The sequence below is a fragment of the Curtobacterium sp. NPDC089185 genome (genome assembly GCF_040685235.1).
GTDB classification, from domain to species: domain Bacteria; phylum Actinomycetota; class Actinomycetes; order Actinomycetales; family Microbacteriaceae; genus Curtobacterium; species Curtobacterium citri.
This window is the reverse complement of the sequence record NZ_JBFBHK010000001.1, coordinates 391,090-406,188: the sequence shown is the minus strand read 5'-3', so window position 1 is coordinate 406,188 and position 15,099 is coordinate 391,090. Positions and strand designations below refer to the sequence as shown.

General features: G+C 72.3%; 14 protein-coding genes. 6 read left to right on the top strand and 8 right to left on the bottom strand.

Features of this window, described 5'->3' with window-relative positions; genetic code table 11:
- Positions 1-116 precede the first annotated feature (116 nt).
- The 5 genes from AB0N84_RS01875 to xseA all read right to left on the bottom strand — a co-directional run bounded on the left by AB0N84_RS01875 (position 117) and on the right by xseA (position 4,543).
- Entirely contained in the window at positions 117-1,532 is a 1,416-nt protein-coding gene (locus AB0N84_RS01875) for a class II fumarate hydratase (protein ID WP_363543382.1), read from the bottom strand.
- A gap of 92 nt (positions 1,533-1,624) precedes the next feature.
- The gene (locus AB0N84_RS01870) at positions 1,625-2,239 is read right to left on the bottom strand and encodes a carbonic anhydrase (protein WP_363543380.1); all 615 of its coding nucleotides are present in this window, start codon (positions 2,237-2,239) and stop codon (positions 1,625-1,627) included.
- 55 nt (positions 2,240-2,294) lie between these two features.
- Positions 2,295-2,936 (bottom strand): DUF4245 domain-containing protein, encoded by a 642-nt coding sequence (locus AB0N84_RS01865; RefSeq protein WP_363543379.1) that lies wholly within the window; start codon positions 2,934-2,936, stop codon positions 2,295-2,297.
- On the bottom strand, positions 2,933-3,205 hold the full coding sequence (locus tag AB0N84_RS01860; RefSeq protein WP_069711692.1) for an exodeoxyribonuclease VII small subunit: 273 nt from the start codon (positions 3,203-3,205) through the stop codon (positions 2,933-2,935). Before AB0N84_RS01860 ends, AB0N84_RS01865 begins: the two co-directional genes overlap by 4 nt.
- Before the next feature lie 96 nt (positions 3,206-3,301).
- Positions 3,302-4,543, bottom strand: a complete 1,242-nt coding sequence (gene xseA / locus AB0N84_RS01855; protein ID WP_363543377.1) for an exodeoxyribonuclease VII large subunit — start codon at positions 4,541-4,543, stop codon at positions 3,302-3,304.
- Between the two features lie 148 nt (positions 4,544-4,691).
- On the opposite strand from xseA, the gene AB0N84_RS01850 reads away from it, so the two are divergent.
- The gene (locus tag AB0N84_RS01850; RefSeq protein WP_363543397.1) at positions 4,692-5,711 is read left to right on the top strand and encodes a 4-hydroxy-3-methylbut-2-enyl diphosphate reductase; all 1,020 of its coding nucleotides are present in this window, start codon (positions 4,692-4,694) and stop codon (positions 5,709-5,711) included.
- 26 nt (positions 5,712-5,737) lie between these two features.
- Positions 5,738-6,472: a DUF6264 family protein gene (locus AB0N84_RS01845; RefSeq protein WP_363543375.1), complete on the top strand. Its 735-nt coding sequence runs from the start codon at positions 5,738-5,740 to the stop codon at positions 6,470-6,472.
- A 37-nt stretch (positions 6,473-6,509) separates the two neighbouring features.
- Here AB0N84_RS01845 and AB0N84_RS01840 read toward each other — a convergent pair whose 3' ends face one another.
- Both AB0N84_RS01840 and fbaA read right to left on the bottom strand, forming a co-directional pair.
- Entirely contained in the window at positions 6,510-7,766 is a 1,257-nt protein-coding gene (locus AB0N84_RS01840) for a M18 family aminopeptidase (RefSeq protein ID WP_182047143.1), read from the bottom strand.
- Positions 7,767-7,869: 103 nt separating this feature from the next.
- Positions 7,870-8,898, bottom strand: a complete 1,029-nt coding sequence (gene fbaA, locus AB0N84_RS01835; protein ID WP_363543372.1) for a class II fructose-bisphosphate aldolase — start codon at positions 8,896-8,898, stop codon at positions 7,870-7,872.
- Positions 8,899-9,019: 121 nt separating this feature from the next.
- Between fbaA and glpX the strand changes: the two genes are divergently transcribed.
- Positions 9,020-10,009, top strand: coding sequence for a class II fructose-bisphosphatase (glpX, locus tag AB0N84_RS01830; RefSeq protein ID WP_083263742.1), 990 nt, complete (start codon positions 9,020-9,022; stop codon positions 10,007-10,009).
- A 129-nt stretch (positions 10,010-10,138) separates the two neighbouring features.
- Here the strand turns inward: glpX and AB0N84_RS01825 are convergent, their stop codons facing one another.
- Positions 10,139-11,401 carry a DNA recombination protein RmuC gene (locus AB0N84_RS01825; protein ID WP_363543370.1) on the bottom strand — a complete coding sequence of 421 codons (1,263 nt, stop codon included), beginning with the start codon at positions 11,399-11,401 and terminating at the stop codon, positions 10,139-10,141.
- 165 nt (positions 11,402-11,566) lie between these two features.
- Between AB0N84_RS01825 and iolC the strand changes: the two genes are divergently transcribed.
- Genes iolC through AB0N84_RS01810 form a run of 3 tightly spaced genes read left to right on the top strand, consistent with a single transcriptional unit; the run spans position 11,567 to position 15,094 of the window.
- Positions 11,567-12,571, top strand: a complete 1,005-nt coding sequence (gene iolC / locus AB0N84_RS01820; protein WP_363543368.1) for a 5-dehydro-2-deoxygluconokinase — start codon at positions 11,567-11,569, stop codon at positions 12,569-12,571.
- Positions 12,564-13,553 carry a deoxyribose-phosphate aldolase gene (locus AB0N84_RS01815; protein WP_363543366.1) on the top strand — a complete coding sequence of 330 codons (990 nt, stop codon included), beginning with the start codon at positions 12,564-12,566 and terminating at the stop codon, positions 13,551-13,553. Before iolC ends, AB0N84_RS01815 begins: the two co-directional genes overlap by 8 nt.
- Entirely contained in the window at positions 13,550-15,094 is a 1,545-nt protein-coding gene (locus AB0N84_RS01810; protein WP_182047139.1) for a CoA-acylating methylmalonate-semialdehyde dehydrogenase, read from the top strand. Before AB0N84_RS01815 ends, AB0N84_RS01810 begins: the two co-directional genes overlap by 4 nt.
- Positions 15,095-15,099: the final 5 nt, after the last annotated feature.

Genomic DNA, 15,099 nt, shown 5'->3' with positions numbered 1-15,099 from the left:
CGCCCCTACCCCCCCCTTTTCCCCCCCCCGGGGGGGGGGGGTGGTCGGGGGGGGGGGGGGGGGGGGGGGGGGGCGGCCCGCCCCCGCGCCTCCCGTCCGTCGGGTGGGGACCCGCGTCAGTTCGGGTGCGTCATGCTAAGCACGTCGAGGGCGCTGTCGAGCTGCTCCTCGGTGACCTCGCCGCGCTCGACGTGGCCGAGGGCGACGACGGCCTCGCGGACGGTGATGCCCTCGGCGACGGCGTACTTCGCCACCTTGGCGGCGGCCTCGTACCCGATCACTCGGTTGAGTGGGGTCACGATCGACGGCGACGACTCGGCGAACGAGCGGGCGCGCTCGAGGTTCGCCTCGAGTCCGTCGATCGTCTTGTCGGCGAGGACGCGCGAACTGTTCGCGAGCAGGCGGATCGACTCGAGGAGCGCCGTGCCCATCACCGGGATGGCGACGTTGAGCTCGAAGGCGCCCGAGGCCCCGGCCCACGCGACGGTGGCGTCGTTGCCGATGACCCGCGCGGCGACCATGAGGGTGGCCTCGGGGATGACCGGGTTGACCTTGCCGGGCATGATCGACGAGCCGGGCTGCAGGTCGGGGATGTGCAGTTCGCCGAGGCCGGTGTTCGGCCCGGAGCCCATCCAGCGCAGGTCGTTGTTGATCTTCGTGAGGCTGACCGCGACGACCCGGAGGGCACCGGACGCCTCGACGAGGGCGTCCCGCGCGCCCTGGGCCTCGAAGTGGTCGAGCGCCTCGGTGATCGGCAGGCCGGTGTCCTCCGCGAGCCGTGCGATGACCTGCTGCGGGAAGCCCTTCGGCGTGTTGATGCCGGTGCCGACCGCGGTGCCGCCGAGCGGGACCTCGGCGACGCGGGGGAGCGTCGCCTGCACCCGCTCGACGCCGAGCCGGACCTGCCGGGCGTAGCCGCCGAACTCCTGGCCGAGCGTGACCGGGGTGGCGTCCATCAGGTGGGTGCGGCCGGACTTCACGGCGTCCGCCCAGAGGGTCGCCTTCGCCTCGAGCGACGCGGCGAGGTGCTCGAGCGCCGGGACGAGGGTGCGGATGAGGGCCTCGGTGACGGCGACGTGCACCGACGTGGGGAAGACGTCGTTCGACGACTGCGAGGCGTTGACGTGGTCGTTCGGGTGGACGTCCGTGCCGGCGATGCGGGTCGCGAGCGTCGCCAGGACCTCGTTCATGTTCATGTTCGACGAGGTGCCGCTGCCGGTCTGGTAGACGTCGACCGGGAACTGGTCGTGGTGCTCGCCGCCGATGATCGCGTCCGCGGCCTGCGCGATCGCGTCGGCCACTGCCGGGTCCACGATGCCGAGCGACCCGTTCACCACGGCCGCAGCCCGCTTGATCCGCGCGAGGGCGACGATCTGCGCCGGCTCGAGCCCGCTGCCCGAGATCGGGAAGTTCTCCACCGCGCGCTGCGTCTGCGCGCGGTACAGGGCGTCGACGGGCACCCGGACCTCGCCCATCGTGTCGTGCTCGATGCGGAAGCCGTCGGTCTGGTCGGGTTCGGTGGTGTGGGTCACGTCGTCGTGGTCCTTCCTGTGGTGCACGGTCGGGGCGGTCGCCCCGTTGGCTCGGTGCCCGGGGGTGTCCGGGCGCTCGTGGTGGCGACCGGTCAGGCCTGGCCCACCACGGTGTCGATGGTGACTTCGCCCGTGGCCAGGTCGTAGGTCGCCCCGACGACCGCCAACCTACCCTCGGCGATCGCGTCCGAGACGGCGCCGGAGCGCTCGATCACCTGGCGGAGCGTGGCCTCGAGGTGCGCGGCGCCGATCGACTCCTGCGGGAGCTCGGCGTCGGTCGCCCGGACCTGCTCGACGCTGGGCGCGATCGCGTCGACCAGGGCCTGCAGGTGCGGAGCGGGGACGGGCTCACCGGAACGGGCGGCGGCCACGGCACCGCAGCGCGTGTGCCGGAGCACGACGACGAGCGGGGTGCCGAGGGCGACGACGGCGAACTCGATCGAGCCGAGCACGACGTCGTCGACGATCTGCCCCGCGTTCCGGATGGCGAACAGGTCGCCGATGCCGGCGTCGAACACGTGCTCGAACGGCACGCGGGAGTCGGAGCAGCCGAGCACGGTCGCGAACGGTGCCTGCGACCCGGTGAGCTCGCCGCGGCGGTCCGGGTCGATCCGACCCGTGCGGCGCTTGTCGGAGGCGAAGCGGGCGTTGCCCTCGACGAGCAGGCGGAGGGCGTCGGACGGGGTGGATGCGGCGCGGTCGGGCATGGTCTTCCTCGTGCTCGGGGTCGGTCGGGTCTGCTGCTGCTGCTGCTGCTGGCTGCTACTGCTGCTGGGCGAACTGCTCGGTCACGGCGCGGGCGACGGTCGTGAAGGACCGGTCGTCGGCGGTGCCGGACAGGACGATCGTGTTGCTGCCGAAGGTGGTCACGAGGGAGTACGCGTGGTTGCCGGCGTCGCGACCTTCGTCGCGGCGGTCGTACACGGTCCACTTCGTGCCGTCGATGGTGCGGTCACCGGTGGCCGGCTTCTGGTCGAGCTGGTTCGACACCCACGACGCGTTGGCCTCGATGCCCTGCTGCAGACCGATGTACTGCCGGTCAGGGGTGACGAGCCCGACCGTCCACACCCGCACCCCGTCGGACGTCTTGTCCTGGAAGTCGGCACGGTTCGACGTGAAGCCGTCGGGCAGGTCGGGCGCGGCCAGCGTCACGCCGGGCACGTCCGCACCGGCGGCCACCTGCTGGTAGTCGACCGAGCGGTCCACCGTCTGGTCCGGTCGGACCACGACGAGCACGAGGAACAGCACGATGCCGAGCGACGCGATGAGGGCGATGACAAGGTTGAAGGCGGTCTGGTGCTCGCGGCGCGCACGGCGGGCGGCGTCCTTCCGCGCCCAGGTCTCCTCCGGGGTCTCCGGCCGACCGAGCTCGGCGACGGCGGGGCGTCCGTCCTGGTCGGTCACCGGACCGCTCCGTCCTGGTCGCCGGCGGCCTGCGCGCGGTCCGCGTCGGCCGAGGCGGCACGGGCGGCGTCGAGCCGGGCACGCGCGCCGACGAGCCACTCCTCGCACCGGGCGGCGAGCGACTCGCCCCGTTCCCAGAGCGCGAGCGACCGCTCGAGCGTGGCGGACCCCTGCTCGAGCTCGGCGACGACGCGCACGAGTTCGTCGCGCGCGGCCTCGTAGCTCAGCGACTGCACGTCGGACGGCACGGGTTCCTGCTGGGTCGACACCCCTCGATCCTACCGAGCAGCCCCCGACGCGACGTACCGCGGCCCGGGTCCGTGGAGGAGGTGGTCAGGCGCCGGAGCCCTCAGGTACCGGAGCCCTCAGGCGCCGGAGCCGTCCGGCCCCGGTCCGTCCGCTTCGAGCGTGCCGGTGGCGGTGCCGGCACCGAGCGTGACGTGCACGGGCGTGGCACCGTCGAGGTCGTCCGAGCCGCGCACCACCCCGCCGTCGGCGGTCTGCACGATGGCGTACCCGCGCCGCAGGGTGTCCCGCGGCGACAGCGACCGGAGCCTGGCGGTCAGGTGTCCGACGTCGGCGTGCGAGCGCTCGAGTCGGCGGTCCACGAGTTCCCGCGCCCGGGAGAGGTCGCGCGCGACCTCCTCCGCCCGGGTGTCGACGAGCCACGCGGTCGACGCCAGGGCCGGACGGGAACGCAGGGCGGCGATCCGGTCCGCCTCCACGGCGAGCACGTGCGACAGCCGGAGGCCCAGGCGGGCACGGGCCTGCCGGACGTTGGCGAGCTCCTCGGCGACGTCCGGCACGACCCGTTTGGCGGCGTCCGTCGGGGTGGAGGCCCGCAGGTCGGCGACCTCGTCGAGGATGGGACGGTCGGCCTCGTGCCCGATGGCCGAGACGATCGGGGTCGTCGCGGCCGCCGCGGTCCGCACGAGCCCCTCGTCGCTGAAGCCGAGCAGGTTCTGGAAGTCGCCGCCGCCGCGCGCGACGATGATGACGTCGACGGTGGGGTCGGCGTCGAGCTCGACGATGGCGGCCGTGACCTCGCCGACGGCCCGCTCGCCCTGCACCGCGGTGTGGACCGTCCGGAACGCCACCTGCGGCCACCGCAGCTGTGCGTTCCGCTTGACGTCCTTCTCGGCGTCGGAGTCCTTACCCGTGATCAGCCCGATCCGGTGCGGCAGGAACGGCAGGCGGCGCTTGCGCGACGGGTCGAACAGTCCCTCGGCCGCCAGGGTCCGGCGCAGCCGTTCGAGGCGCTCGAGCAGGTCACCGAGCCCGACGTGCTTCATCTCGACGACCTGCATGGTCAGCGAGCCGCCCTTGACCCAGTAGTTCGGCTTGACGGCGGCGACGACGCGGTCGCCCTGCTTCAGGTCCGCCGGCACCCGGGAGCGCACGCTCGACCAGATCGAGAACGACACCGTCGCGTCGACCTCGACGTCCTTGAGCTTGCCGTACACGTTGCCGCCGGCGACGTTCCACTGGGTGATCTCGCCCTCGACCCACGCGGTGCCGAGCCGGTCGATCCAGTCGCGGATCTTCGCGCCGAGCAGCGCGACGGGCCACGGGTTGTCGGCCGTCGGCGGGCCCTGTTCGATCGCCATGCCCCCATGCTGCCGCATCCCGCGGACAGCGCCGCACGGCCCGCACACCGCGGCCGGGTCGACACCCAGGCCGCACGCCCGCCCGACACCTATCATCGGGGGCGTGACGATCACCAACGGCCGCACGGTCCCGCTCGCCCCGCCCCGGGTGCACGCCGCGCGGGGCCGCCTGCGGGACGAGCCGGTCGCCGGCGCGAAGAAGGTGCTGCTCGCCGCCCCGCGCGGGTACTGCGCCGGGGTCGACCGCGCGGTCGTCGCGGTCGAGAAGGCCCTCGAGCAGTACGGCGAGCCCGTGTACGTCCGCAAGCAGATCGTCCACAACGTGCACGTGGTCTCGACCCTCGAGCAGCGCGGTGCGGTGTTCGTCGACGACGTCGCCGAGGTGCCCCGCGGCGCGCACGTCGTCTTCAGTGCGCACGGTGTCTCGCCCGCGGTCGTCGCCGGTGCCGCGGAGCGCGACCTGCACGCGATCGACGCAACGTGCCCCCTCGTCACGAAGGTCCACCGCGAGGCCACCCGATTCGCGAAGGCGGACCGCACGATCATCCTCATCGGGCACGCCGGCCACGAGGAGGTCGAGGGCACGATGGGCCACGCGCCCGAGCGCACGATCCTGGTCAACGGGCCCGAGGACGTCGCCGCGCTCCGGGTGTCCGACCCCGACAACCTCGTGTGGCTCTCGCAGACCACGCTGAGCGTCGACGAGACGATGGAGACCGTCCGCCTGCTGCGCGAGAAGTACCCGTCGATCCAGGACCCGCCGTCCGACGACATCTGCTACGCCACGCAGAACCGCCAGGTCGCGGTGAAGAAGGTCGCCCCCGCGGCGGACCTCGTCATCGTGGTCGGCTCGGCCAACTCCTCGAACAGCGTGCGCCTGGTCGAGGTCGCGCTCGAGCACGGTGCACGATCGGCGCACCGCGTCGACTACGCCGAGGAGATCCGCCAGGAGTGGCTCGACGGCGTCGCGACCGTCGGTGTGACCAGCGGCGCCTCCGTCCCCGAGGAACTCGTCGCCGAGGTCCTCGAGCAGCTCGCCGACGCCGGGTACGGCTCGGTGGAAGAGGTCGTCACCGCCCACGAGGACCTGATGTTCTCGCTCCCCAAGGAGCTCCGCACCGACGCGTCGGGCGCCCCGACGCGTGCGCTCGGCGGGCGGCGCCGGTGACCGCGCCGCGGGGAGACTGGGCGGCGGTGCCGGTCCGCGACCCGGGACACGTCGACGAGACCGCGCTCGGCCGGGAGGCACGACCCGCTTCGGCGACGTCGGCCGGCGGTCGCGCGGACGGCCGGGTCCACGGCACGCCCGCCCCCGAGTACGGCGAGTACGCCCCGGCAGGCTGGGTGAACCCCGTGCTCGTCGAGCAGGAACGACAGGCCGCCGAGGAGCAGCGTCGGGACGCGGCACAGCGGCAGGAGGCCGCTCAGGGGCGGGACGCCGACGCACGTCGTCCGTCCGGCACCGTACGGCAGGCGTCGGACCGGCGCGACCGCGCGACGTCCGGCCCGGACGGCCGCCGTGGTTCGTCCACGTCGGCCACCGAGCCCGCGAGCCCGTACGGTGCCTCACGGCTCGACTTCGTGCTGACCGTCGGGCTGCTCACGCTGGGACTCTGGACGGTGCTCGGCACGCTCGACACGGGTCAGACGGCGAGCAGGACGCGGGCGACCGTCGAGCAGCGCTTCACCACGATGTCCGACCCGAGCACCATGTCGCTCGCAGCGGTCCTGATCGCCCTGAGCGGCATCGTGCTCCTCGCCCTCACCACGTGGTGGGCCGTCGCCCGTCTCCGCCGCCGGAAGTGGTCCACGTGGGTCCCGCTCCTGGGCGGCGTCGTCTGGTTGACGGTGGTCGTCGTCGTGCTGACCGTCGTGGTGCTGGCGGACCCGAACCTCCACGAGTGGTTCGTGGGGCACAGCCGGGCGTAGGCCCGCTGAGTCCGGGTCGATCGGACCCTACCTCCGCCTACCCGGCGAGGAAGGCGGCGACCGCGCCGTGCAGTGCCGCGAGGTCGTCGACGTGCACGAGCTCGCGCACCGAGTGCATCGACAGCAGCCCGACGCCGATGTCGATCGTCGGGATGCCGAGCCGGGTCGCCGCGATCGGGCCGATCGTCGAGCCGCCCGGGATCGTGTTCACGTTGACGAAGGGCTGCCAGGTCACCCCGGCGGCGTCGCACGCGGCAGCCCAGACCGCCTCGCCCTTCGCCTCGGTCATGTAGCGCTGGTTCGCGCTGATCTTCAGGAGCGGACCCGCTCCCGGCCGCGGGCGGTTCGTCGGGTCGTGCTTCTCCGGCTGGTTCGGGTGCACGAGGTGCCCGGCGTCGCTCGAGAGCAGCCACGAGGCGCGGAAGGCCCGTGCGGCCTCGGAGCGGGTGGCGCCGAGGCCCTCCTGCACGCGGCCGAGGACGTCCTCGAGGAACGGGCCGCCCGCACCGGACGGGGTCGACGAGCCGATCTCCTCGTGGTCGAACGCGGCGAACACCGGGACGTGGTCACCGTCGGCCGGGGCCTCGATGATGCCGCGGAGCCCGGCGTGCACGCTCGTCAGGTTGTCCATCCGACCGGACGCCAGGAACGCGCCGTCGATGCCGATGCGCGCCGGGGCCTGCGTGTCCGCGAGGAAGAGGTCCCACGAGACCGCCTCGCCGACGCGGCCGCGGAGCCAGTCGAGCACGTCCGTGCCGCCGAACGCGGCATCGATCCCGACGACCGGCAGGGTGTGGCGCTGCCGGTCGATCTCCTTGCCGTCGTTCACGCCGCGGTCGAGGTGGATGGCGAGGTTCGGGATCCGGGCGACGGCGTCCGTCGACACGAGTCGGACCGCGCCGTCCGCGTCGACCACGCGGCCGGCGATGCGGAGGTCGCGGTCGAACCACGTCGACAGGAGCGCGCCGCCGTAGACCTCGACGTTGAGCTGCTCCCAGCCGCCCGTCCGGACGCCGGGGTTCGGCTTGATGCGGAACCCGGGGGAGTCGGTGTGCGCGCCGAGGATCCGGAACGGGGTGGTCGCGGTCGCCGACTCCGGCAGGCGCCAGGCGATGACCGCACCGTCACGGACGACGACGTAGGCGCCGGCCTCGGTGGGCCAGGCGTCGAGCTCCGACAGCTCGGTGAACCCCGCCGCCACGAGCTGGTCCCGCGCGACCGCAGCCGCGTGGAACGCGGTCGGGGACTCGGTGACGTACTGGGCGAACGAGGAGGCGATGGCGTCGGTGGTCACCCGCCCATCGTGTCACGGGCCGTGGTGGTGACCGGACGCGGAACGGGGCGCGTCCGTCGGACGCGCCCCGTTCCTCCAGGCAGTGACCCCGGGTACGGCTGGATCAGCCCTTGGTGTTGCCGGCCGAGCCGAGGACCTTCGCGGCCTCGCCGACGCGGGCCGCCATGGCGGTCTCGGCGACCTTGCCCCAGGCGCGCGGGTCGTACTGCTTCTTGTTGCCGACCTCGCCGTCGACCTTGAGCACGCCCTCGTAGTTCCGGAACATCGAGTCGGCGATCGAGCGCGTGAACGCGTACTGCGTGTCCGTGTCGATGTTCATCTTGATGACGCCGTTGCGGACGGCCTCGTGGATCTCGTCGTCGGTCGACCCGGAGCCGCCGTGGAAGACGAGGTCGAGCGGGTTCTCGCCGGTGCCGTGCTTCTCGGCGACCGAGCGCTGGATCTCGCCGAGGAGCTCCGGACGCAGCTTGACGTTGCCCGGCTTGTACACGCCGTGCACGTTGCCGAAGGTCAGGGCGGCGATCCAGCGGCCCTTGTCACCGAGGCCCAGCGCGTCGACGACCTTCTCGACGTCGTTCGGCGTCGTGTAGAGCGCGTCGTTCGTGCCCTCGTGCTGGACGCCGTCCTCCTCGCCGCCGACGACGCCGATCTCGACCTCGAGGATCGCGTTGATGTTGCGCGTCTTCTCGATCATCGTGCGGGCGATCTCGATGTTCTCGTCGAGCGGCACGGCCGAGCCGTCCCACATGTGCGACTGGAAGATCGGGTTGCGGCCCTGGCGGACCTCCTCCTCGCTCGCGGCGATGAGGGGGAGGACGAAGCCGTCGAGGGCGTCCTTCGGGCAGTGGTCGGTGTGCAGGGCCACGGTGATGTCGTAGTTCTTCGCGACCTCGTGGGCGAAGCGCGCCATCGCGAGGGCGCCGGCAGCGCGGTTCTTGACGGTGTGGCCGGCGAAGTAGTCGGCGCCGCCCGTCGTCACCTGGAGGATGCCGTCCGAGCCGGCTTCCTGGAGTCCCTGGAGGACGGCGTTGATGGTCTGCGAGGAGGACACGTTCACCGCGGGGTAGGCGAACTTGCCGGCCTTCGCTCGTTCGAGCATCTCGGCGTACTGTTCCGGCGTTGCGATGGGCACTGCGATCTCCTTCGACTGGTGGTGTCCCGTGCGAGCCTAGTCAGCGAGCCCCCAGGGGGCACAGCGTGCACGTCCGTGCACCCGGTGCGGCTCCTGTGAGGGCGGTGGGTAGGCTCTGGTCGTGACTCCCACGACTGAGACCGGTGCCCTGTTCCTCCAGCCCGACCGCAACCTCGCGCTCGAGCTCGTGCGTGCGACGGAGGCCGCCGCGATCCGTGCGCAGCCGTGGGTCGGTCGGGGCGAGAAGAACCTCGCGGACGGCGCTGCGGTCGACGCGATGCGCAAGTTCCTCGGCACGGTGAACTTCGACGGCGTCGTCGTCATCGGTGAGGGCGAGAAGGACAACGCCCCGATGCTGTACAACGGCGAGCACGTCGGCAACGGCCACGGCCCGGCCTGCGACATCGCGGTCGACCCGATCGACGGCACGTCGCTGACCGCCGCCGGCCGGCAGAACGCGATCTCGGTGATGGCGGTGTCCGACCGCGGCTCGATGTACGACCCGTCGGCCGTGTTCTACATGGACAAGATCGCGGCCGGTCCCGAGGGGCGCGGGGTCCTCGACCTCGACAAGCCGATCGGTGACAACATCCGCGCCCTGGCGAAGGCGAAGGACAAGGACATCGAGGACATGCAGATCGCCGTCCTCGACCGCCCGCGCCACGACGAGCTCATCCGCGCGATCCGCGCGACCGGTGCCGGCACGCGACTGCTGCTCGACGGTGACGTCGCCGGCGGCATCTCGGCGGCGCTGCCCGGTTCGAAGATCGACATGTGCGTCGGTGTCGGCGGCACGCCGGAGGGCATCATCACCGCCTGTGCGATCAAGGCGCTCGGTGGCGTGATCCTCGGCAAGCTGCAGCCGAAGGACGACGAGGAGCGCGAGAAGGCGATCGCCGCCGGGCACGACCTCGACAAGGTGCTCGACCAGGACGACCTGGTCACGGGCGACAACACGTTCTTCGTCGCCACGGGCGTCACCGACGGTGTCCTCGTGGACGGTGTCCGTCGCTCCCGCGGGGTCATCCACACCGACTCGCTCGTGCTCCGCTCGCGCTCGAACACGATCCGCCGGATCCAGGCGGACCACCGCGCCGAGAAGTGGTTCTGATCCGCTGAGGCTGCGGCCGGACGGCTGACCGCTCGCACAACGAGGAGCACCCCGAACCACGGGATCACGTGGTTCGGGGTGCTCCTCGTTGCGCCGGAGCACCTCGCGCCGCGCGCGCCCGCGCGGCGGTCAGTCCTCGTCGAGGGCGCCGACGAGCTCCGGCGCGGTGAGCAGCCGCGGCTCGTCGTCGATCGTCGCGGGGTCGGCGAGCACCTTCGACTCGTCGAGCAGCGACAGCCGCCGGGCACTCGGCAGCACCTGCCGCTCGAGCGACCCCACGAAGCGGTTGTAGTCGACGACCGAGCCGCGGATCGCCCGGCCGAGCTTGTCGACGTGTCCGCCCATGGTCGCCAGGCGGCCGTACAGCTCGCGGGACACCCGGAAGAGCTCGCGCGCCTCGGCGGTGACGACGTCCTGCTGCCACGAGAACGCGACGGTCTTGAGCACCGACCACAGCGTGACGGGTGACGCCAGGGCGATGCGCTTGCGGAAGGCGTGGTCGAGCAGCCCGGGGTCGGCGGCGAGGGCGGTCGAGACGAGGGACTCGGACGGGATGAACGCGATGGTGAGCTCGGGCGAGGCGTCGTAGCCCGTCCAGTACTCGCGGGCGGCGAGGGCGTCGACGTGCGCCCGCAGGGCCTTGACGTGCTGGGCGATGAGCTGGTCGCGCCGGGCACCCTCGGCGCCGGTCGCGCTCGCCGGGATCTCGGCCGCCTGCAGGTAGGCGCTGAACGGCACCTTCGCGTCGACCGCGATCGTCTTGCCGCCGGGCAGGTGCACGACCATGTCGGGTCGGGCGGTCCCCGCGGTCGTCGCGACCGAGGACTGCACGTCGAAGTCGACGCGTTCGAGCAGCCCGGCGGCCTCCACGACGTTCCGGAGCTGCGTCTCGCCCCACACGCCGCGGGTGCTGTTCGAGGACAGGGCGCTCGCGAGGGTGTCCGCCGTGGCCCGGAGGCGTTCCTCGGACTCGGCGGCGGACCGCAGCTGCGCGGAGAGGGCACCGTACTGCTCGCTGCGGGACTGCTCGAGCTCGGCGATCTTCGCGCGCATGACGTCGAGCGTCTGCGCGACCGGGCTCAGCGCGGAGAGCACCTTCGACTCGCCCTGCGTGCGCGCGGCGTCGGCGCCGTGCATGCGCTGCACGAGGTGCTCGAGCTCGGCCGCCCGACGCTCGAGCGAGTCGACCTGCCGGCGGTACTGGGCGTCCTGCGCGTCGAGCCGTTCCTCGGCATCGGCGCGCGCGGTGTCGAGCTGCGCCCGCACGGCGTCGGCGGTGGCACGTGCCGCGGCGGCGTCGACGCCCGCGCGGGAGCGCGCGAGCGACCACGCGACGACGGCACCGACGGCCGCGCCGAGGACGAGGCCGATGACCAGGGCGAGGATCTGCATGACGCGACCCTGGCAGGTCCCACCGACACGCGCCTCCCGGCCCGCCGACGCGGCGAGCACGCGTCCGCACACGCGGTCTCGAGCCATGTACTGACATTAGGGCAAAGTGCGTGTACAGTCGTGCTCGTCCGCCGAAGAAGCCGCACGGAAGGTCCATCGCGTCGCATGACCAACGAAGTTCCCCACGCCTACGACGTGATCACGATGGGACGCGTCAGCGTCGACGTCTACCCCCAGCAGACCGGTCCGCTCGAGGACGTCACGACCTTCTCGAAGTCCGTCGGCGGCAGCGCGACCAACGTCGCCATCGCCGCCGCACGCCACGGCGCGGAGACGGCCGTCGTCACCCGCACGGGCGACGACCCCTTCGGGCGGTACATCGCCAGGACCCTCCCCGAGCTGGGCGTCGCGAACGACTTCGTCGCCACGGTCGACGGGCTGAACACGCCCGTGGCGTTCTGCGAGATCTTCCCGCCGGACGACTTCCCGCTGTACTTCTACCGGGCCCCGAAGGCCCCGGACCTGATGATCACCGCGAAGTCCCTGCCGCTGCACGAGATCGAACGGGCGCGCATCTTCTGGACGACCGTGACGGGCCTGAGCGAGGAGCCGAGCCGGAGCGCGCACCACGCGGCGTTCGCGGCCCGGTCCGCGTCGATGGCTCCCACCCGGGTCCACACCGTGCTCGACCTCGACTACCGGGCGGTGTTCTGGGCGAACCCCGCCGCCGCGACGCGCGAGGTCGCCGTCGCCCTGGAGCACGCGACCGTCGCGGTCGGCAACCGCGAGGAGTGCGAGGTCGCCGTGGGCGAGACCGATCCGGTCCGAGCCGCCGACGCCCTGCTCGAGCGCGGCGTCGAGGTCGCGATCGTCAAGCAGGGGCCGAAGGGCGTGCTCGCGAAGACCCGGGACGAGACGGTCGAGTTCCGCCCGCACACCATCGACGTCGTGAACGGCCTCGGGTCGGGTGACGGGTTCGGCGGTGCGCTGACCCACGGCCTGCTGCAGGGCTGGAGCCTCGACCGCACGCTGGCGTTCGCGAACGCCGCCGGGACGATCGTGGCCACGCGGTTCGAGTGCTCGACCGCGATGCCGACCAGCGACGAGATCGAGCAGTTCCTGCGGGACAACCCCGTGCAGGCGACCACGAAGGAGGGCATCGATGCCTGAGATCAGCCCCGCCGACTTCGCCCGGCTGCGGGACCTGCGCGCCGGCGCACCGGAGCGCATCGCCGACGTGCTGCGCGCGCGGACCCGGCGCCCGCTGCTCGCCGACGACGGCAAGCTGTTCATCGTCGCCGCCGACCACCCCGCACGCGGCGCGCTGGCGGTCCGCGACGACCCGTCCGCGATGGCCGACCGCTACGACCTGCTCGAACGGCTCCTCGTCGCACTCGGTCGTCCGGGGGTGGACGGTGTCCTCGGCACGCCCGACATCGTCGAGGACCTCGCGCTCCTCGGCGCCCTCGACGGCAAGGTCGTCGTCGGGTCGATGAACCGCGGCGGGCTGCGGGGCGCCTCGTTCGAGCTCGACGACCGCTACACGGCGTACTCCGCGCGGGCGATCAAGGACGCCGGGCTCGACGTCGCGAAGCTGCTCGTGCGCGTCGCACTCGACGACGCCGGGACCGCGCCCACGCTCGAGGCCACCGCGCGTGCCGTGAGCGAGGCCGCTGCCCTGCGGCTGCCGATCATGCTCGAGCCGTTCATGTCGTCCTGGCGCGACGGCCGGGTGGTCAACGACCTGACCGCCGAGGCCGTGATCACCTCGATGGCGATCGCCGCGGGCCTGGGGGAGTCGAGCGCCTACAGCTGGCTCAAGGTCCCGGTCGTCGACGACATGGCCCGCGTGATGGCGGCGACGACGCTGCCGACGCTGCTGCTCGGCGGTGACCCGTCCGGCAGCCCCGACGAGACCTACGCCACCTGGGCCGACGCCCTCGCCCTGCCGGGCGTCCGCGGGCTCGTCGTCGGACGCACCCTGCTCTACCCCCAGGACGGCGACGTCGCCACCGCGGTCGACGTCGCGTCCTCCCTCGTCCACAGCCGGGAGGCCCGTGGCGAGTCCTCCACACCGGCTCGCGACCGACCCGGGTCGCCTGCCACGTCCACCACCCTGGACACGTCCGTCCCGGAAGGAAGCAACGCATGACCACCACGGAACAGCCAGCCACCGAGCAGTCGAACACCGAGCAGGGACTCGCAACGGTCGGACACTGGATCGACGGCGAGCACGTCGCGTCGACCTCGGGCCGGACGGCCCCGGTGTACGACCCGGCGCTCGGCGTCGTGACCAAGCGGGTCGCCCTGGCCGACGAGTCCGAGATCCAGCGCGCGATCGCGAGCGCGAAGGCCGCGTTCCCGGCCTGGAGCCAGATGTCGCTCGCGAAGCGCCAGCAGGTCCTCTTCGCGTTCCGCGAGGTCCTCAACCGCGACAAGGCCGAGCTCGCCGAGATCATCACGAGCGAGCACGGCAAGGTCACCTCGGACGCGCTCGGCGAGATCGCCCGCGGGCAGGAGGTCGTGGAGCTCGCGACGAGCATCCCCTCGCTGATGAAGGGCGAGTTCTCCGACCAGGTGTCGACCGGCATCGACGTCTACTCGATCCGCCAGCCGCTCGGCGTCGTCGGCATCATCTCGCCGTTCAACTTCCCGGCCATGGTGCCGCTGTGGTTCCTGCCGATCGCGATCGCGGCCGGCAACACCGTCGTGCTCAAGCCGAGCGAGAAGGACCCGAGCGCGGCGATCTGGCTCGCGCAGAAGTTCCGGGAGGCCGGGCTGCCCGACGGCGTCTTCACGGTGCTCAACGGTGACAAGGAGTCCGTCGACGGCCTCCTCACCAGCCCGGACGTCGAGTCGATCTCGTTCGTCGGGTCCACCCCGATCGCGCAGTACGTCTACGAGACCGGCACGAAGCACGGCAAGCGCGTGCAGGCCCTCGGCGGCGCGAAGAACCACATGCTCGTGCTGCCGGACGCCGACCTCGACCTCGTCGCCGACAACGCGATCAACGCGGGCTTCGGCTCGGCCGGTGAGCGCTGCATGGCGATCTCGGTCGTCGTCGCGGTCGAGCCGGTCGCCGACGAGCTGATCGCGAAGATCAGCGAGCGCGCGGCGACGCTGCGCATCGGCGACGGACGCCGGGGCTGCGACATGGGCCCGCTCGTCACCGAGCAGCACCGCGACAAGGTCGCCTCGTACATCGAGGTCGCCGAGCAGGACGGTGCGGAGGTCGTGGTGGACGGCCGCACCGTCCGACCCGACGGCGACGAGAACGGCTTCTGGCTCGGTCCGACGCTGATCGACCGGGTGCCGACGTCGAGTCGCGTGTACACCGAGGAGATCTTCGGCCCGGTGCTGTCGGTCGTCCGCGTGCAGACCTACGAGGAGGGGCTCGAGCTCATCAACTCCGGCGCCTTCGGCAACGGCACGGCGATCTTCACCAACGACGGCGGTGCCGCCCGTCGGTTCCAGCGGGACGTGCAGGTCGGCATGATCGGCATCAACGTCCCGATCCCGGTGCCGGTCGCGTACTACTCGTTCGGTGGCTGGCGGAACTCGCTGTTCGGCGACCACAAGGCGTACGGCGCGGACGGCGTGAGCTTCTTCACCCGGCAGAAGGCGATCACCTCGCGGTGGCTCGACCCCGCCGTGCACGGTGGCGTCGACCTCGGCTTCCCCGCGAACGGCTGACCCGG